17 protein-coding genes are annotated in these 18,996 nt (G+C 61.5%); all 17 read left to right on the top strand.

What is annotated here, in order from left to right:
* The first annotated feature begins 266 nt into the window (after nt 1-266).
* The 17 genes from gyrA (at nt 267) to AC57B6_RS02015 (ending at nt 18,717) form a co-directional block, all read left to right on the top strand.
* The gene (gene gyrA / locus AC57B6_RS02095; RefSeq protein ID WP_030101247.1) at nt 267-2,903 is read left to right on the top strand and encodes a DNA gyrase subunit A; all 2,637 of its coding nucleotides are present in this window, start codon (nt 267-269) and stop codon (nt 2,901-2,903) included.
* Nucleotides 2,904-3,026: 123 nt separating this feature from the next.
* Nucleotides 3,027-3,632, top strand: a complete 606-nt coding sequence (locus AC57B6_RS02090; RefSeq protein WP_028200087.1) for a DUF2059 domain-containing protein — start codon at nt 3,027-3,029, stop codon at nt 3,630-3,632.
* A gap of 360 nt (nt 3,633-3,992) precedes the next feature.
* Entirely contained in the window at nt 3,993-5,075 is a 1,083-nt protein-coding gene (gene serC / locus AC57B6_RS02085) for a 3-phosphoserine/phosphohydroxythreonine transaminase (RefSeq protein ID WP_046568078.1), read from the top strand.
* Nucleotides 5,076-5,153: 78 nt separating this feature from the next.
* Nucleotides 5,154-6,236: a prephenate dehydratase gene (pheA, locus tag AC57B6_RS02080; protein WP_030101249.1), complete on the top strand. Its 1,083-nt coding sequence runs from the start codon at nt 5,154-5,156 to the stop codon at nt 6,234-6,236.
* Between the two features lie 90 nt (nt 6,237-6,326).
* Nucleotides 6,327-7,439: a histidinol-phosphate transaminase gene (hisC, locus tag AC57B6_RS02075; RefSeq protein ID WP_106352575.1), complete on the top strand. Its 1,113-nt coding sequence runs from the start codon at nt 6,327-6,329 to the stop codon at nt 7,437-7,439.
* A 51-nt stretch (nt 7,440-7,490) separates the two neighbouring features.
* On the top strand, nt 7,491-8,441 hold the full coding sequence (locus tag AC57B6_RS02070) for a prephenate dehydrogenase (RefSeq protein ID WP_496420615.1): 951 nt from the start codon (nt 7,491-7,493) through the stop codon (nt 8,439-8,441).
* 18 nt (nt 8,442-8,459) lie between these two features.
* A complete protein-coding gene (gene aroA / locus AC57B6_RS02065) occupies nt 8,460-9,764 on the top strand; it encodes a 3-phosphoshikimate 1-carboxyvinyltransferase (RefSeq protein ID WP_496420614.1) in 1,305 nt (434 codons plus the stop codon).
* A 35-nt stretch (nt 9,765-9,799) separates the two neighbouring features.
* Entirely contained in the window at nt 9,800-10,486 is a 687-nt protein-coding gene (cmk, locus tag AC57B6_RS02060; protein ID WP_028200081.1) for a (d)CMP kinase, read from the top strand.
* Between the two features lie 169 nt (nt 10,487-10,655).
* Nucleotides 10,656-12,389, top strand: a complete 1,734-nt coding sequence (gene rpsA / locus AC57B6_RS02055) for a 30S ribosomal protein S1 (RefSeq protein ID WP_028200080.1) — start codon at nt 10,656-10,658, stop codon at nt 12,387-12,389.
* A gap of 110 nt (nt 12,390-12,499) precedes the next feature.
* A complete protein-coding gene (locus AC57B6_RS02050) occupies nt 12,500-12,826 on the top strand; it encodes an integration host factor subunit beta (RefSeq protein WP_028200079.1) in 327 nt (108 codons plus the stop codon).
* Entirely contained in the window at nt 12,810-13,085 is a 276-nt protein-coding gene (locus AC57B6_RS02045; RefSeq protein WP_216749966.1) for a hypothetical protein, read from the top strand. Before AC57B6_RS02050 ends, AC57B6_RS02045 begins: the two co-directional genes overlap by 17 nt.
* Complete coding sequence (locus AC57B6_RS02040; RefSeq protein WP_030101253.1) at nt 13,082-13,375, top strand: LapA family protein; 294 nt, start codon at nt 13,082-13,084, stop codon at nt 13,373-13,375. The genes AC57B6_RS02045 and AC57B6_RS02040 overlap by 4 nt, the downstream gene beginning before the upstream one ends.
* Nucleotides 13,376-13,444: 69 nt before the next feature.
* A complete protein-coding gene (gene lapB / locus AC57B6_RS02035; protein WP_046568092.1) occupies nt 13,445-14,620 on the top strand; it encodes a lipopolysaccharide assembly protein LapB in 1,176 nt (391 codons plus the stop codon).
* Between the two features lie 151 nt (nt 14,621-14,771).
* Nucleotides 14,772-16,187, top strand: a complete 1,416-nt coding sequence (locus tag AC57B6_RS02030; RefSeq protein WP_028200075.1) for a UDP-glucose dehydrogenase family protein — start codon at nt 14,772-14,774, stop codon at nt 16,185-16,187.
* A complete protein-coding gene (gene rfaE1 / locus AC57B6_RS02025; RefSeq protein ID WP_081833245.1) occupies nt 16,141-17,148 on the top strand; it encodes a D-glycero-beta-D-manno-heptose-7-phosphate kinase in 1,008 nt (335 codons plus the stop codon). The genes AC57B6_RS02030 and rfaE1 overlap by 47 nt, the downstream gene beginning before the upstream one ends.
* Nucleotides 17,149-17,245: 97 nt before the next feature.
* The gene (gene rfaD / locus AC57B6_RS02020; RefSeq protein WP_028200074.1) at nt 17,246-18,238 is read left to right on the top strand and encodes an ADP-glyceromanno-heptose 6-epimerase; all 993 of its coding nucleotides are present in this window, start codon (nt 17,246-17,248) and stop codon (nt 18,236-18,238) included.
* A 77-nt stretch (nt 18,239-18,315) separates the two neighbouring features.
* Nucleotides 18,316-18,717, top strand: coding sequence for a ComEA family DNA-binding protein (locus tag AC57B6_RS02015; protein WP_028200073.1), 402 nt, complete (start codon nt 18,316-18,318; stop codon nt 18,715-18,717).
* Nucleotides 18,718-18,996: the final 279 nt, after the last annotated feature.

Below are 18,996 nucleotides of genomic sequence, written 5' to 3'. Positions count from 1 at the left end.
AGGCACCGCCAGTCATGGCTGAGCGGCGGATTGGCCCACGCACAAATCGAGCCTGCCCCAAGTCGATCATGGGGCGTTCAGGCGCCATTTCGGTTCGCCTGCTAATAGGTATACGTACCCCCGCCGGGGGCGGATGCGCGGCATGTTAGAATCGCGTGATGCGTTGCGCCTGCAATGCTTACGCGAAGGCGCGGCGAGAGGGGCTTCAAGCGAGAGGCTTCAAGCGAGCTTCACGCCACCGCCTTGGCACGTAAAAGATACGGATAATGGATCAATTCGCCAAAGAGACTCTGCCAATCTCCCTAGAGGAGGAAATGCGCCGTTCGTATCTCGATTACGCGATGAGCGTGATCGTGGGGCGTGCGCTTCCCGATGTCCGCGATGGCCTGAAGCCGGTACACCGGCGCGTGCTGTACGCGATGCACGAACTGAACAACGACTGGAACCGGGCTTACAAGAAGTCGGCGCGTATTGTCGGCGACGTCATCGGTAAATATCACCCGCACGGCGACACGGCTGTATACGACACGATTGTCCGGATGGCGCAGGACTTCTCGCTGCGTTACATGCTGGTAGACGGCCAGGGCAACTTCGGTTCGGTCGACGGCGACAATGCCGCGGCGATGCGGTACACCGAAATCCGCATGGCAAAGATCGGCCACGAGTTGCTGGCCGACATCGACAAGGAAACGGTCGATTTCACGCCGAACTACGACGGCAGCGAAAACGAACCGGCCATCCTGCCGGCGCGTATTCCCAATCTGCTGATCAATGGATCGTCCGGTATCGCGGTCGGCATGGCGACCAACATCCCGCCGCACAACCTCAACGAGGTTGTCGACGCTTGTCAGCATCTGCTGAAAAACCCGGAAGCCACGATCGACGAACTGATCGAAATCATTCCGGCGCCCGATTTCCCGACCGCCGGCATCATCTACGGCGTGGCCGGCGTACGCGATGGTTATCGCACCGGCCGGGGCCGCGTCGTGATGCGCGCGCTTACGCACTTCGAAGAAATCGACCGCGGTCAGCGCATGTCGATCATCGTCGACGAGTTGCCGTACCAGGTGAACAAGCGCTCACTTCTGGAACGCATCGCCGAGCTGGTCAACGAGAAGAAGCTCGAAGGCATCTCCGACATCCGCGACGAATCCGACAAGAGCGGCATGCGCGTCGTGATCGAGCTGAAGCGTGGCGAAGTGCCGGAAGTCGTTCTCAACAATCTATATAAGGCGACCCAGCTTCAGGACACCTTCGGCATGAACATGGTCGCGCTGGTCGACGGCCAGCCGAAGCTGCTGAACCTGAAGGAAATGCTGGCGTGCTTCCTGTCGCATCGCCGGGAAGTGCTGACGCGGCGCACTGTATACGAACTGCGCAAAGCCCGTGAACGCGGCCATGTGCTCGAAGGTCTGGCGGTTGCGCTGGCCAATATCGACGAGTTCATCGCGATCATCAAAGCGGCGCCGACTCCTCCGATCGCCAAGCAGGAATTGATGGCGCGTCCGTGGGATTCGTCGCTGGTGCGCGAAATGCTGGCACGCGCCGAGACGGAAAATGCGTCGGCCGGTGGCCGCGAGGCTTACCGTCCTGACGGTCTGAACCCGTCCTTCGGTATGCAGTCCGACGGCCTCTACCGCTTGTCCGACACTCAGGCTCAGGAAATCTTGCAGATGCGTCTGCAACGCCTGACGGGTCTGGAGCAGGACAAGATCATCGGCGAGTATCGCGAAGTGATGGCGCAAATCGCCGACCTGCTGGATATTCTGGCTCGCCCGGAACGTATTACGGCGATCATCGTCGACGAACTGACGTCGATCAAAGCCGAATTTGGCGACGCGCGCCGCTCGAAGATCGAGTTGAACGCAACCGAGCTGAACACCGAAGACCTGATCACGCCGCAAGAGATGGTCGTGACCATGTCGCACGCCGGCTACGTGAAATCGCAGCCGTTGTCCGAATATCGCGCTCAGAAGCGCGGCGGTCGCGGCAAACAGGCGACTTCCATGAAGGAAGACGACTGGATCGACACGCTCTTCATCGCCAACACTCACGATCACATCCTGTGCTTCTCGAATCGCGGCCGCGTCTACTGGGTCAAGGTTTATGAGGTGCCGCAGGGCTCGCGGAACTCGCGTGGCCGTCCGATCGTCAATATGTTCCCGTTGCAGGACGGCGAAAAGATCACGGTGGTGCTGCCGGTCAAGGAATTCACGGCGGACAAGTTCGTGTTCATGGCCACCGCGTTAGGAACGGTAAAGAAGACGCCGCTGGAAGCCTTCAGCCGGCCGTTGCGCAAGGGTATTATTGCGGTCGGTCTGGATGACGGCGATTACCTGATTGGTGCCGCCATTACAGACGGTCAGCACGACGTGATGCTGTTCTCGGATTCCGGCAAGGCAGTGCGTTTCGACGAGAACGACGTTCGTCCGATGGGCCGTGAAGCCCGGGGTGTGCGCGGCATGCAGCTTGAAGACGGCCAGAGCGTAATCGCGTTGCTGGTGGCGGGCGACGAGCAGCAGTCGGTGCTGACCGCAACCGAAAACGGCTATGGCAAGCGCACGCCGATCACCGAGTACACGCGTCACGGGCGCGGTACGAAGGGAATGATCGCGATCCAGACGTCGGAGCGTAACGGCAAGGTTGTCGCCGCCACGCTGGTGGATCAGGAAGCGCAGATCATGCTGATCACCGATACGGGTGTGTTGATTCGCACGCGCGTATCGGAAATTCGGGAAATGGGACGCGCAACCCAAGGTGTTACACTCATCAGCCTTGACGAAGGGACCAAGCTTTCAGGTCTGCAACAGGTTGCTGAGGCAGAAGCGGATGGTGATGTGGAAGGCGACGCCGAAGGTCCTGCCGAAAGTGATAACGGCGGTGAAGATGGCGGTGCGGCCTGATCCGCGTCAGCGGCTTTCAGTCTCAGTTATTAGTTGAAAGCTGCGCAGGGAGTAATGGCGTGTCGGGCCGACACGCATCCCGCGCGGCTCGCAGTTCAAGTTAATTTCTCTTAGGGAGTAATGATGCAAAAACGATTCAAACAACTGATGTTGCTGGCTGCTCTCGTGCCGACCTTCGCTATGGCTCAAGCGCTTCAGAGCCAGGCTCCGGCGGCTCCGGCTGCTGCCGCTGCAGCACCGGTTGATCCGGCCAAGCAGGCTGCAATCAAGGACCTGCTGGACGCAATCGATGCACAAAAGCTGGTTGGCGCAATCGGCAACAGCGCCCAGATGCAAGCCAAGCAGCTGGTTCCGGCGATCCTGTCGGACGCCCTGAGCGAAAACAAGACGATGACGGACAAGCAGAAGCAGGCTTCCGTCCCGACGCTGCAAAAGAACGCTGTGCCGAAGCTGGTTGACGGTGCAGGCCAGGTGTTCGCAACGGACGCTTTCCGTCAAGACGCCATGCAAGCTCAGTACGACGCTTACGCGAAGTACTACAGCACGTCGGAAATCAAGGATCTGACGGCGTTCTACAAGAGCCCGACCGGCCGCAAGTTCATCCAGGTGCAAGACCAGGTTGGCCGCGACGTGGTGAATGGTTTGATGCAAAAGTACATGCCGCAATCGATCAAGGCAACGCGCGACCAGGCTGACAAGGAAGTCGCTTCGGTCAAGCCGGCTAAGTAAGTCAGGTAACTAAGCCTGCTAACTAAGCCGGCTTCGGGCCCAAAGATCGACAGGCAGCGCTGACGCGCCAGCCGTTGCTTGGCAAGCTGTACAGCGTGCTGAGTGGCGTTCCGGTTTGGCGGGTTTGCGGTGACAATGCGATAATGGCTGTTTGCGCACATGCGCAGACGGCCATTTTCTTTTTGGGCGCGAAAATGTTGCCAGATGCGTGTCGTCAATACGTGTTGCCAAATACGCACCGTCAAACTCGGGTTGCCGGGTTCGCGGCGCTGATTTTGCGGCGGCTAGCTTTGCGGCCGCCAACTTCGCCGATTTTCGCGCGATCTGTTCGTTTTTCGCGCCAGCTTCCAGGATCTCATGATGCGCGTCTTTAATTTCTCCGCCGGCCCCGCTGCCATGCCCGAAGAAGTGCTGCGTCAGGCAGCCGACGAAATGCTTGATTGGCAGGGCAGCGGCATGAGCGTGATGGAAATGAGCCATCGCGGCAAAGAATTCATGTCGATCCATGAGGAAGCGCTCGTCGATCTGCGTGAGTTGCTCCAGGTGCCCGCCAGCCATCGCATCCTGTTTCTGCAAGGCGGCGGTCTGGGCGAAAACGCCATCGTGCCGATGAACCTGATGGGCGCGAAAGCGCGCGCGGATTTCATCGTGACGGGTTCGTGGTCGCAGAAGTCGTTCAAGGAAGCGCAAAAGTACGGCACGGCACATCTCGCGGCGAGCGGCCAGACAGCCGAAGGCTTCACGCGCGCACCGGCACGCTCGGAATGGCAACTGTCGGACGATCCGGCTTACGTGCATCTGTGCACCAACGAGACCATTCACGGTGTCGAGACGTTCGAAATTCCCGACCTCGGCAATATTCCGCTGGTGGCGGACGCCTCATCACACATCCTGTCGCGCCCGATGGATATCGCCAAATACGGCGTGCTGTTCGGCGGTGCGCAGAAGAACATCGGCATGGCCGGTGTGACGGTCGTGATCGTGCGCGAAGACATGCTGGATCGCGCGCAAGCGATCTGCCCGTCGGCGTTTGAATGGAAAACCGTCGCCGAAAACAATTCGATGTACAACACGCCGCCCACGTACGCGATTTACATCGCGGGGCTGGTGTTCAAGTGGTTGAAGAAGCAGGGCGGCCTTACCGCGATGGAAGCGCGTAACCTCGAAAAATCGAAGCTGTTGTACGACGCGATCGATTCGAGCAGCTTCTATCTGAACAAGGTCGAACGTGGCTCGCGCTCGCGGATGAACGTACCGTTTTTCCTCGCCGACGAGTCGCGCAACGAAGATTTCCTGGCCGGCGCGAAAGCGCGGGGAATGGTGCAGCTAAAGGGCCACAAGTCCGTCGGCGGCATGCGGGCGTCGATTTATAACGCTGTCCCGCTCGAAGGCGTCAAAGCGCTTGTCGAATACATGAAGGAATTCGAACAGCGCAGCGCCTGAGTCGGTCAGCTATTCAGGCACGCGCATCCTTTCCAGCACGCATTTGTGCAGCAGCTATCGGCAGGGCCGTTTTCACGCATGGACGACGAACTCAATACCCGACTCAAGCCCCTTCGCGAGCGCATCGACGCGCTCGACGCGCAACTGATCGCGCTCCTCAATCAGCGCGCCGCGGTGGCGCTCGAAGTGGGCGAGGTGAAGAAGCATTTCAACGCGCCGGTGTTTCGCCCCGAGCGCGAGCAGCAAGTGATCGCGCGTCTGCAGGATATGAGCAACGGCCCGCTGGCCAGCGAACATATCAGCGCGATCTGGCGCGAGATCATGGCCGCGAGCCGCGCGCTCGAAAAGACCATCAAGGCCGCGTATCTCGGCCCGGTCGGCACGTACAGCGAACAGGCGATGCATGAGTACTTCGGTCAGTCGATCGAAGGTCTGCCGTGCCCGTCGATCGACGAGGTGTTTCGCTCGGTCGAAGCCGGCGCGGCGGAATTCGGCGTCGTGCCGGTCGAGAATTCGACTGAGGGCGCGGTGTCGCGCACGCTCGACCTGCTGCTGCAAACGCAGCTCACGATCGGCGGCGAACTGGCGTTGCCGATTCATCACAACCTTCTGACGCTGAGCGGCGGTCTCACCGGCGTGAAGCGAGTGTGTGCGCACGCGCAGGCGCTCGCCCAGTGCCAGCGCTGGCTCGCGACCAATGCGCCGCATCTCGAGCGCCAGGCGGTGTCGAGCAATGCCGAAGCGGCGCGCATGGCGGCGGAAGATCCGACCGTGGCGGCTATCGCCGGCGATCGCGCCGCGACGCATTACGGGCTGCAAGTCGCTTACGCGCTGATTCAGGACGATCCGCACAATCGCACGCGTTTCGTGATGATCGGCAAGGAACGCACCGGGGTGAGCGGACACGACCAGACGTCGTTGATCGTTTCGGTGGCGAACGAGCCGGGCGCCGTGTTCAAGTTACTGGAGCCGTTGGCGCGCCATAGCGTATCCATGACCCGTTTCGAGTCGCGCCCGGCGCGCGTCGGCACGTGGGAGTATTACTTCTATATCGACGTCGAAGGCCATCGGGACGAACCGGCGGTTGCTGCCGCGCTGACCGAGCTTGGCCAGAAGGCCGAATTCCTGAAGATACTCGGCTCGTATCCGCGCGCCCGTTAATGTTTGTCGAGTTTGTCGAGGCACGCTCATGCCGCTTGGGCTTGCCTGTCGCATATTCATCTATTACTAATTAGTCGTTCGGAGATTTTCATGACAACGTCCTTCGGCCCTTCCTATGTGCGCGCGATTGCGCCTTACATCGCCGGCAAGCCGATTTCGGAAGTGGCCCGCGAGTTTGGCCTCGACGAAGCGGCCATCGTGAAGCTGGCGTCGAATGAAAATCCGCTGGGCATGCCGGAGTCGGCGCAACGCGCCATGGCGCAGGCGGCCAGCGAACTTGGCCGCTATCCCGACGCGAATGCCTTCGAACTGAAGGCCGCGCTGAGTGAGCGTTACGGCGTGCCGGCCGACTGGGTCACGCTTGGCAACGGCAGCAACGATATTCTCGAAATTGCCGCGCACGCGTTCGTCGAGAAGGGGCAGTCGATCGTCTATGCCCAGTATTCGTTCGCCGTGTACGCGCTCGCCACGCAAGGCGTGGGTGCGCGTGCGATCGTCGTGCCGGCCGTCAGATACGGCCACGACCTGGACGCGATGCTTGCCGCGATCACCGACGACACCCGCCTGATTTTCGTCGCCAATCCGAACAACCCGACCGGCACGTTCATCGAAGGGGCGAAGCTCGAAGCGTTTCTCGACAAGGTGCCGCGCAACGTGGTCGTCGTGCTCGACGAGGCGTACACGGAATATCTGCCGGAAGCAAAACGCTACGACTCGATCGCATGGGTGCGTCGTTATCCCAATCTGCTGGTATCGCGCACCTTCTCCAAGGCGTTCGGCCTGGCCGGTTTGCGGGTCGGCTTCGCCATCGCGCAGCCGGAATTGACGGACTTGCTGAACCGTCTGCGTCAGCCGTTCAACGTGAACACGCTGGCGCAAGCCGCAGCGATCGCGGCGCTGAACGACAAGGCGTTTCTGGAAAAGAGCGCGGCTTTGAATGCGCAGGGCTACCGTCAACTGACCGAGGCGTTCGACAAACTCGGCCTCGAATATGTGCCGTCGGACGGTAACTTCGTGCTGGTGCGCGTCGGTAACGACGACGCAGCGGGCAACCGCGTGAACCTCGAACTGTTGAAGCGGGGCGTGATCGTTCGGCCGGTCGGCAACTACGGTTTGCCGCAATGGCTGCGCATCACGATCGGCCTGCCCGAAGAAAACGAAGCATTCCTCGCGGCGCTCGAACAGACGCTTGCCGCCGCGTAAGCGCTTGACCTTGAACCACGCGCCTTACTTGACGGAAGGTGCGCTTTTTCTGTGACCGACGTGGCCGCGTTTTCTTTTGACAAGTTGGTGATTTTCGGTGTCGGCCTGATCGGCGGATCGCTCTCTCGCGCGCTGCGTGAACGGGGCGAGCAGGGTGAGGCGACGGGCGCGCGCACCGTGATCGGCGTTGGGCGTTCGTCCGCGTCGACTGCGCGCGCGCTGGAATTGGGCCTGATCGACCAATCGGCGGCGTTGACCGACGATGCCGCGTTGCGTGCCGCACTCTCCGGCGCGGATATCGTGCTGCTTGCCGCGCCCGTCGCACAAACACAAACGCTGCTCGAGCGCATTGCGCCGTTTGTCGACGCGGGCACGATTGTCACCGATGCCGGCAGCACCAAGTCCGACGTGGTTGCATCCGCACGCGCGGCGCTCGGCGCGCGCATCGGCCAGTTCGTGCCGGGGCATCCGATTGCCGGCCGTGAAGCGAGCGGCCCGGATGCCGCGTTGCCCGACCTGTACGTGGATCGCAACGTCGTGTTGTGCCCGCTGCCGGAGAACGCGCCGGAAGCGGTCGAGCGCGTTGCCGCGATGTGGCGCGCAACCGGCGCGTGCGTGCGGGACATGACGCCCGAACAGCATGACCGGGTGCTCGCGTCGGTCAGCCATTTGCCGCACGTTTTGTCTTTCGCGCTGGTCGAGCAGATTCTCAATTCGCCGGACGCTGCGCTGAAATTCTCGTTCGCTGCCGGCGGTTTCCGCGACTTCACGCGCATCGCAGCGTCGAGCCCGGAAATGTGGCGCGACGTGTGCGTGGCGAACCGCGCCGCGTTGCTCGACGAACTCGATGCGTACACGGCGGTGCTCGCGCGCTTGCGCACGGCGATCGAAGCCGCCGATGGCGCCGCACTCGAAGCCGTGTTCACGCGTTCGCGGGTCGCGCGCAGCGAATGGCAGGAGCAGCGCACCGCCGGGACAGCCCTCGGCGACGCTTCGAAATAACCGGAACTGGACTCAATCATGGAATTCCTCGATCTCGGACCATTCTCTCGTGCGTCCGGCACGGTTCGTTTGCCCGGCTCGAAAAGCATTTCGAATCGTGTGCTGCTGCTCGCGGCGCTCGCCGAAGGCGAAACGACGATCACGAATCTGCTCGACTCCGACGACACCCGCGTGATGCTCGACGCGCTTGAAAAGCTCGGCGTGCGTCTGAAGCGTGGGGGCGACACTTGTGTCGTGACCGGTACGCGTGGCGCGTTTACAGCACGCACCGCCGATCTGTTCCTCGGCAACGCCGGCACGGCGGTGCGTCCGCTGACCGCGGCGCTCGCGGTGAACGGCGGCGATTATCGTATTCACGGCGTGCCGCGCATGCACGAACGGCCGATCGGCGATCTGGTCGACGGCTTGCGCCAGCTTGGCGCGAAAGTCGACTATGAAGAGAACGAAGGTTATCCGCCGCTGCGGATTCGCCCGGCGCAAATCACGGCCGACGCGCCGATCCGCGTGCGTGGCGACGTGTCGAGCCAGTTCCTGACTTCACTGCTGATGACGCTGCCGCTGCTGCGCACGGAAAGCGGCGTGACCGTCGTGCAGGTGGACGGCGAGCTGATCTCGAAGCCGTACATCGAGATCACGATCAAGCTGATGGAGCGGTTCGGCATCAAGGTCGAGCGCCATGAATGGCATCGCTTCGTCGTGCCGGCGGGGCAGCGCTATCAGTCGCCGGGCACCATCATGGTGGAAGGCGATGCATCGTCGGCGTCGTATTTCCTCGCGGCCGGCGCGCTCGGCGGCGGACCGTTGCGGGTGGAAGGTGTGGGCCGCTCCAGCATCCAGGGCGACGTCGGCTTTGCCGATGCGCTGATCAAGATGGGCGCGAACCTGCAGATGGGCGACGACTGGATCGAGGTGCGCGGAGTCGGCAACGACAACGGCAAGCTCGATCCGATCGACATGGACTTCAACCTGATTCCCGACGCCGCGATGACGATCGCGGTCGCCGCGCTGTTCGCGGACGGCACGACCACGCTGCGCAATATTGCCAGTTGGCGTGTGAAGGAAACCGACCGGATCGCCGCGATGGCTACCGAGCTGCGCAAGGTCGGCGCGAAAGTGCAGGAGGGCGAGGATTTCCTCGTCGTCACGCCGCCTGAAAAGCTGATTCCGAACGCCTCGATCGACACTTACGACGATCACCGCATGGCGATGTGCTTCTCGCTCGTGAGCCTGGGTGGCGTGCCGATCCGGATCAACGACCCGAAGTGCGTCGGCAAGACGTTTCCCGATTATTTCGAGCGCTTCACCGCGCTCGCTCAACCCTGATTCGCTTCTGAATCGACTGACGTGCGACTTTTTCGATGAAACCGATCCGTCCCTTTCACCAAACGCCCGTCATTACGATCGACGGCCCCAGCGCCTCCGGCAAGGGCACCGTGGCCGCGCTGGTTGCCGCGAATCTCGGCTTCCATTTGCTGGACAGCGGCGCGCTTTACCGGCTCGCCGCGCTTGCCAGCATGCGCTACGACATCGAGGAGGATGACGTCGAAGCGCTGGTAAAACTGATCGACGACCTCCATATTACTTTCCGCGAGGGGCTGGCCCAGCTCGACGGTGTCGACGTATCCGCCGACATTCGCGCCGAGGAAGTTGGCAGCCGGGCCTCGTCGATAGCCGTGCACGCCCCCGTCAGAGCCGCGTTGGTGGCCCGTCAGCGGGCTTTTCGCAAGGAACCGGGACTGGTCGCGGACGGCCGCGACATGGGCACCGTGATCTTCCAGGACGCCGTGTTGAAGGTGTTCATGACGGCCAGCGTCGAAGCCCGCGCGGCGCGCCGGCATAAGCAATTGATCCAAAAAGGATTTTCTGCTAATATAGATGACTTGCTCCGGGATTTGCGTGAGCGCGACGAGCGTGACAGTCAACGCGCGGCCGCGCCGCTCAAGCCCGCAGCGGATGCAAAGCTGCTTGATACCTCGGCATTGTCGATCGACCAGGCGGTTGAACAGGTGGTGCAGTGGTACGAAGCATTGGTCCCGCATGCTTGATGTCCGAGTGGTATCTGAGGATATCCGGGCAGCGGGCGCAGTAGAAGTAGGCGTTGTCAGTAGGTGCTCCGCGAGTGTCGTGGAGCGTGTATTAACCCCTTAACCCCGCGTGGCATTCGCACACAGCCGTCATTGCTGATCATCCGGTCAGCCGGGCACCGCGAGAACCATGCAAATTTTGATTTTTATGTCCGACCTGCAAACTTCCAACCCGAATACCGAATCTTTTGCGGCTCTGTTCGAAGAGTCGCTGACCAAGCAAGACATGCGCGCCGGCGAAGTGATCTCCGCCGAAGTCGTGCGTGTTGACCACAACTTCGTGGTCGTCAACGCTGGTCTCAAGTCCGAAGCCTACATCCCGCTCGAAGAGTTCCTGAACGACGCGGGCGAGGTAGAAGTGCAGGCGGGCGACTTCGTTTCCGTCGCGATCGACGCGCTGGAAAACGGCTATGGCGACACGATCCTGTCGCGCGACAAGGCGAAGCGCCTCGCTTCGTGGCTGTCGCTGGAAAAGGCTCTCGACAACAACGAACTCGTGACCGGCACGATCACGGGCAAGGTCAAGGGCGGCATGACCGTCATGGTCAACGGCATCCGCGCGTTCCTGCCGGGTTCGCTGGTTGATACGCGTCCGGTCAAGGACACGACCCCGTACGAAGGCAAGACGCTGGAATTCCGCGTCATCAAGCTCGACCGCAAGCGTAACAACGTCGTGCTGTCGCGCCGTGCCGTGATCGAAGCAACCCAGGGCGAAGAGCGCGCAAAGCTGCTCGAAACGCTGAAGGAAGGCGCGATCGTGGAAGGCGTGGTGAAGAACATCACCGACTACGGCGCGTTCGTGGACCTGGGCGGTATCGACGGCCTGCTGCACATCACCGACATCGCATGGCGTCGCGTGCGTCACCCGAGCGAAGTTCTGTCGGTTGGCCAGGAAGTCACCGCGAAGATCCTCAAGTTCGATCAAGAGAAGAACCGCGTTTCGCTGGGTATCAAGCAACTGGGCGACGATCCGTGGGAAGGCATCTCGCGCCGTTACCCGTCGGGCACGCGCCTGTTCGGTAAGGTCACCAACATCACCGACTACGGCGCATTCGTCGAAGTCGAATCGGGCATCGAAGGCCTGGTTCACGTGTCGGAAATGGACTGGACGAACAAGAACGTTGCACCGTCGAAGGTTGTTCAGTTGGGCGACGAAGTCGAAGTCATGGTTCTGGAAATCGACGAAGACCGCCGCCGTATCAGCCTTGGCATGAAGCAATGCAAGCCGAACCCGTGGGACGATTTCAGCCGCAACTTCAAGAAGGGCGACAAGCTGCAAGGCGCAATCAAGTCGATCACCGACTTCGGCGTCTTCATCGGTCTGCCGGGCGGCATCGACGGTCTGGTTCACCTGTCGGACCTGTCGTGGTCGGAAACGGGCGAAGAAGCGGTTCGCAAGTACAAGAAGGGCGACGAAGTGGAAGCGATCGTTCTCGGCATCGACGTCGAGAAGGAACGCATTTCGCTGGGTATCAAGCAGCTCGAAGGCGACCCGTTCAGCAACTTCGTTGCAATGAACGACAAGGGTTCGATCGTCGACGGCGTGGTCAAGACGGTAGATGCGAAGGGTGCGGTGGTCCAGCTGTCGGCGGAAGTCGAAGGCTACCTGCGTGCTTCGGAAATCGCTCAAGACCGCGTGGAAGATGCTCGCAACGTGCTGAAGGAAGGCGACAAGGTCAACGCGATGATCATCAACATCGATCGCAAGTCGCGTGGCATCAACCTGTCGGTCAAGGCCAAGGATTCGGCTGAGCAACAGGAAGCGATCCGCGGCCTGGCTTCGTCGGATTCGAGCTCGGCTGCTACCGGCACGACGAACCTCGGCGCGCTGCTGAAGGCCAAGCTCGACGGTCAGAACCAGTAATTGAGGAACGCCCCCAACCTGGCGCTTTGCGCCAGGCCCTCCGAGGGGACTTCCTTCGGGGCTAAAAACACGGGGGCGACCCGGCGTTCTCTTGAGAGGTCTGCTGCAGTATGACCAAATCGGAATTGGTCGCCCAGCTGGCTACGCGATTTCCGCAACTTGTACTTAAGGATGCGGATTTCGCGGTGAAGACGATGCTTGATGCGATGTCGGAGGCGCTTGCCAACGGTCATCGGATTGAAATTCGCGGCTTCGGCAGCTTCGGCCTTAATCGTCGTCCGTCCCGCGTCGGGCGCAACCCGAAGTCGGGCGAGAAGGTGCTGGTACCTGAGAAGTATGTGCCGCACTTCAAGCCGGGCAAGGAATTGCGCGAGCGGGTAGACCGACGTTCGGGCGAGCCGTTGAAGGCCGATGAGCCGGATGACGACGACCTGTAATGCTTCGCTGTGCGGTTCGCAGCATGGCATTGGTAGCGTCAGCGGCCAAAGCCAGACGGCAAAAGACCAGAAAAAGCGCCTTCGGGCGCTTTTTTTTCGTCCGCAATTTTCCCCGCATCAGTCCTCTATCAGCCAGTTCCTGCCCAGCCGCGAGGGCATCCATTACAATACGGGTCACTTCGGCGCGGGCAACACCGTGGCGCGACGCGTCATCAAGCCGGCGTCACCCCGCAACTGCCGTCAAGAGACCTATTCATGAAATTTATCGTCTGGCTGATCCGTGTGCTGGTGTTCGTGCTCCTGCTGGTGCTCGCGCTCTCCAATACGCAACCTGCTACGCTGAATTTCCTCGCCGGCTACGCGTGGTCGGCGCCTTTGATCCTGATCGGCCTCGCGTTCTTCGTGGTGGGGCTGCTGGCCGGCCTGGTTTCGGCGATGCCGGCAATGGTGCGCTTGCGCATGGAGAATGGCCGGCTCAAGCGTGAGTTGCGTGTGGCGCGCGAAGCCCCGGTCGTGGTCGAACAACCGCCCATGCCGCCGCTGATCTAAGTTGTCTTCTGCCGCGCCTCTCAAGCGCGGCTTTCCGTTTCCGCTGTCCCGCACATTTGCATTAATCGCATGGATCTAGACTTCTGGTGGCTGCTTGTCATACCCGTCGCTTTTGCGTTCGGCTGGATGGCCGCACGCTACGACCTCAAGACGCTGCTGTCCGAAAGCGCCAACCTGCCGCGTTCGTACTTCCGCGGCCTGAATTTCCTGCTCAATGAGCAGCCCGATCAAGCGATCGACGCGTTTATCGAAGTCGTCAAACTCGACCCGGAAACGATCGAGTTGCACTTCGCGCTGGGTAACCTGTTCCGCCGCCGCGGTGAGACTGACCGCGCGATTCGCGTGCATCAGAACCTGCTGAGCCGCACCGATCTGCCCGTCACCGAGCGCGATCACGCGCTGTACGAGCTGGGCCAGGACTTTCTGAAGGCTGGGTTGCTCGACCGCGCCGAGGAAACGTTCCGCACGCTCGAAACCGGCAGCTACGCGCTGGGTGCGCAACGTGCGCTGCTCACCATCTACCAGATCGAGAAAGACTGGGTGAAGTCGATCGATACCGCGCGTCACCTGGAAACCATGGGTGCCGAGTCGCTCGACAAGGAAATCGCGCAGTTCCATTGCGAGCTCGCCCAGGAAGCACTGCAGCAGAAAAATGCCGACGAGGCACGCCGTCAACTCGGTTTTGCGTTAAAGGCGAACCCGACCAACGTGCGCGCCACGATCCTGTTCGGCGACGTCGATGCATCAGCCGGTTCGCAAGAGGCGGCGATCGTCCAGTGGCGGCGCGTCGAGGAGCAGAATTCCGCCTATCTACCGCTCGTCGCGGAGAAGCTGATGAAGGCCTATGAGGCGCTCGGCCGTCCGCAAGATGGTGCCGATCTGCTTACCACATGGGTTGACCGCTATCCGTCGAACGATCTGCTCGACGTGACCTATCCGCATATTGCGGCGATACGCGGAGCTGACGCCGCACATGCACTGGCGCGCTCGCAGATGCAGAAGTCGCCGAACCTTGCGGGCATGACGCGTCTTCTGGAAGCTCAGGAAGCCGTCGCGGAAGAGCCGCGGCGCAGCGAGCTCGAATTGATGCGTACGTTAATTCGGCAGCGCACCAAAAATCTGCCACGGTATACGTGCCAGAATTGCGGCTTCAGGGCGCGACTGTTCTACTGGCAATGCCCGGGCTGCAGCGGTTGGGAAACCTATGCGCCGCGTCGCGTCGAACCGATCACGGCGTCGAATTGACGCGGACGCAATTGCGGATGCAATCGCGAATGCGCCCGTATAGCCGCGCCGCAACGACGGCGGCCCGTCGGGCGGATCAGGCCGACGGGATCATGACGGCCTAGTTTTTGACTACGAGAAACCCTCACCGGAACCCTCCACCGGAAAGCGTATGAAAATCACCATTGTCGGCACGGGCTATGTTGGCCTCGTCACTGGCGCGTGCCTCGCCGAAATCGGCCATGACGTCTTCTGTCTCGACGTCGATCCGCGCAAGATCGAAATCCTCAACAACGGCGGCGTGCCGATTCACGAGCCGGGTTTGCTGGAGATCATTGCGCGCACGCGCGCGGCGCGCCGTATCACGTTTTCGACGGATATCGAAGCGGGCGTGGCGCACGGCGAGGTGCAGTTCATCGCCGTCGGCACGCCGCCCGACGAAGATGGCTCGGCCGACCTGCAATACGTGCTCGAAGCGGCGCGCAACATTGGCCGTACGATGAACGGCTTCAAGGTGATCGTCGACAAATCGACGGTGCCGGTCGGCACCGCGCAACGCGTGCGCGCGGTGGTCGAAGAGGAACTGGCCAAACGCGGGCTCGCCAATAGTGCGCAGCACCGCTTTTCGGTGGTGTCGAACCCTGAATTTCTGAAGGAAGGCGCGGCCGTCGACGATTTCATGCGTCCCGATCGCATCGTACTCGGCAGCGACGAAGACGAAGCCGGCCTGCGCGCGCGCGAACTGATGAAGCGTTTGTACGCGCCGTTCAACCGCAATCACGAACGCACGCTGTATATGGACGTGCGCTCGGCTGAATTCACGAAGTACGCAGCCAATGCGATGCTCGCCACGCGCATCTCGTTCATGAACGAGATGTCGAATCTGGCGGACCGGGTCGGCGCGGATATCGAAGCGGTGCGTCGCGGTATCGGCTCGGACCCGCGCATCGGTTATCACTTTCTGTATGCCGGCTGCGGCTACGGCGGCTCATGCTTCCCGAAGGACGTGCAGGCGCTGATCCGCACCGCCGCCGAAACCGGCCACAATCTGCGCATCCTCGAAGCGGTCGAGGAAGTGAATTACAAGCAGAAGGACGTGCTGGTGCGCAAGATCACGGGCAAGCTCGGTGAAGACCTGAGCGGCCGCACGTTCGCCGTGTGGGGTCTCGCGTTCAAGCCGAATACCGACGACATGCGCGAGGCGCCGAGCCGCCGCGTGATCGCTGAATTGCTGGCGCGCGGGGCGCAGGTTCGCGCGTACGATCCAGTCGCGGTAGCCGAGGCGCGCCGCGTATTCGCGCTCGATCTGCACGACGCACCGGATCAACTCGCGCGCCTGCATTTCACGAGCACCCAGGACGAAACGCTCACCGGCGCCGACGCGCTGGTGGTCGTCACTGAATGGAAGGAATTCAAGAGCCCGGATTTCGTGCATCTGAAATCAGTGCTGAAGTCGCCACTGATTTTCGACGGCCGCAATCTGTACGAGCCGGACGCAATGACCGAACTCGGCATCGACTATCACTCGATCGGACGACCTTATGCCCAGCCCTCTGAACTTCCGGCCGGTGTCTCCAGCAATGCCTGAGGCTGCTCACCCCGCACCCGCCGCGGCATTGACCGTGGTGCCGCGCGAACGCCTCGGGGCGGCGCGCGTGCTGGTAGTCGGCGACGTCATGCTCGATCGCTACTGGTTCGGCGACGTGAACCGTATTTCGCCGGAAGCGCCGGTGCCGGTCGTGCATGTACAGCGCCAGGAAGATCGGCTCGGCGGCGCGGCGAACGTGGCGCGCAATGCGGTTGCGCTCGGCGCGCAAGCGGGTTTGCTGTGCGTGGTCGGCCACGACGAGCCCGGCGAGCGCATCGTGCAATTACTCGATGAAAGCGGGGTAGTGCCGCATCTGGAGCGCGATCCGGATTTGCTCACCACCATCAAGCTGCGCGTGCTGTCGCGTCAGCAGCAGTTGCTGCGCGTCGACTTCGAAAACTCGCCGGCGCACGAAGTGCTGCTCGCGGGCCTCGCGCGTTTCGACGACCTGCTGCCGTCGCACGACGTGATCCTGATGTCGGATTACGCGAAGGGTGGTCTCACGCACGTCACGCAGATGATCGCGAAGGCGCACGCGGCGGGCAAACCGGTGCTGGTCGATCCGAAGGGCGACGACTGGGAGCGCTATCGCGGCGCCACCCTGATCACGCCGAATCGCGCCGAGTTGCGCGAGGTGGTCGGGCAGTGGAAGTCCGAAGAGGATCTGATCGCGCGTGTGACTAAACTGCGGGCCGATCTCGCGTTCAAGGCCTTGCTGCTGACCCGCTCGGAGGAGGGCATGACGCTCTTCTCCGACGACGGTATCCTGCACGCTTCGGCCGTTGCACGTGAAGTGTATGATGTATCGGGCGCGGGCGACACCGTGATCGCCACGCTCGCCGCCATGCTTGGCGCGGGTTTGACGCTGGTCGAGGCGGTCGGACTCGCGAATCGCGCGGCCGGCATCGTGGTCGGCAAACTCGGCACCGCCACTGTCAACTACGACGAACTCTTTCATTGATGCGGCCCGCGGGAATCCCGGCTTTGCGCGCTTAAGCTTCAGCGGCGTAAACAGGGGCCCGCGAGGCGTCGACTGAACACATTACCGCAGGATCATCATGACCCTCATCGTCACCGGCGCGGCCGGCTTTATCGGCAGCAATCTCGTGAAGGCGCTCAACGAGCGCGGTGAACAACGCATCATCGCGGTTGATAACCTCACGCGCGCGGACAAGTTCAAGAATCTGGTCGACTGCGAGATCGACGATTATCTCGACAAGACCGAATTCGTCGAACGCTTCAAGCGGGGCGACTTCGGCAAGGTGCGCGCGATTTTCCACGAGGGCGCCTGCTCGGATACGATGGAAACCGACGGCCGCTACATGATGGACAACAACTTCCGCTATAGCCGTGAGGTGCTCGACGTCTGTCTCGCGCAGAACATCCAGTTTCTGTATGCATCCTCGGCGGCAACGTATGGCGGGTCGAGCCGTTTTGTCGAAGAGCGCGAAGTCGAGCAGCCGCTGAACGTGTACGGCTATTCGAAATTCCTGTTCGACCAGGTGATTCGCCGCGTGCTGCCCACCGCGAAAAGCCAGATTGCCGGCTTCCGTTACTTCAACGTGTATGGGCCGCGCGAGACCCACAAGGCGCGCATGGCGTCGGTGGCGTTTCACAACTTCAACCAGTTTCGCGCGGAAGGCAAGGTCAAGCTGTTCGGCGAATACAACGGCTATGCCGCCGGCGAACAGACGCGCGATTTCGTCTCTGTCGAAGATGTGGTCAAGGTGAACCTGTTCTTCTTCGACAATCCGGACAAGTCAGGCATTTTCAATCTGGGCAGTGGTCGTGCGCAACCGTTCAACGACATCGCGAGCACGGTGGTCAACACGCTGCGTGCGCTGAACAACGAGCCGCCGTTGTCGCTCGCGGATCAGGTGCAGCGCGGACTGATCGAGTACATTCCGTTCCCCGATGCGTTGCGCGGCAAGTACCAGTGCTTCACGCAGGCCGACCTGACGAAGCTGCGTGCCGCCGGCTATGACGCGCCGTTCCTGAGCGTGCAGGAAGGTGTCGATCGGTACGTACGTTGGCTATTCGGCCAGGTGTAAATCTTTCGGATACCTCTTTAAACTGGAATCTCCCGGTTGGTGATGGTCGCCAACCGGTTGTACGAGGGAGATTCCATATGTTTCGAAAAATTCTGGTTACCGCGGCCATGCTCGCCGCTTTCGGCCACGCGTATGCGGCGGTCGACGTCAACACGGCTAACGAGGATGCGCTGCGCGGCATCAAGGGCATCGGTCCTGCCAAAGCGAAAGCCATTCTCGAAGAACGTTCAGCGCATGGTCCATTCAAGGACCCGGCCGATCTCGGCAAGCGCGTCAAAGGCATGGGCGGGCATACCGTCGAGCGCCTGCAGGCGGAGGGTCTCGCTGTCGGTCCGGCTGGCGCGGCTGCTAACACGCAGGCTGCGGCGTCTGCACAGAGCAAAGGCGCGCCCGCTTCGGGTAACGGCGCCAACCCGGCCAACTCGACTAGCGCGGCCGCTACTCAGAAGAGCAACGCCACTGTGGCGGTGAAGAAATAGCCTGACGCGGGCCGGGCGCGCGAGGCGGGTCACCTCCGTGCGCCCGGCCCCGCATCCCGTCAGTTACCGTTGTTCCCCTTCATGGTCGGAGTGGTCAAGAACACTCCTTCAGCTGTCATGCAGATGACTGGCTCCCGCGGTCCTCAGCCGCGGGTTTTTTGCCTCTTTTCAATTCTCAGTGGGTGGGTTGGCGGGTCAAGTACGGGCGCCAGCCCGGCGAAGCGAATACTTGACGTGCCTTGAAGAAGTAAGCTGAGAGAGGGCTGGTTGCGGCAGAAT

The organism is Paraburkholderia sp. BGA-UO-ETr-F12, from assembly GCF_059567945.1.
This window is presented reverse-complemented; position numbering and strand designations above follow the sequence as displayed.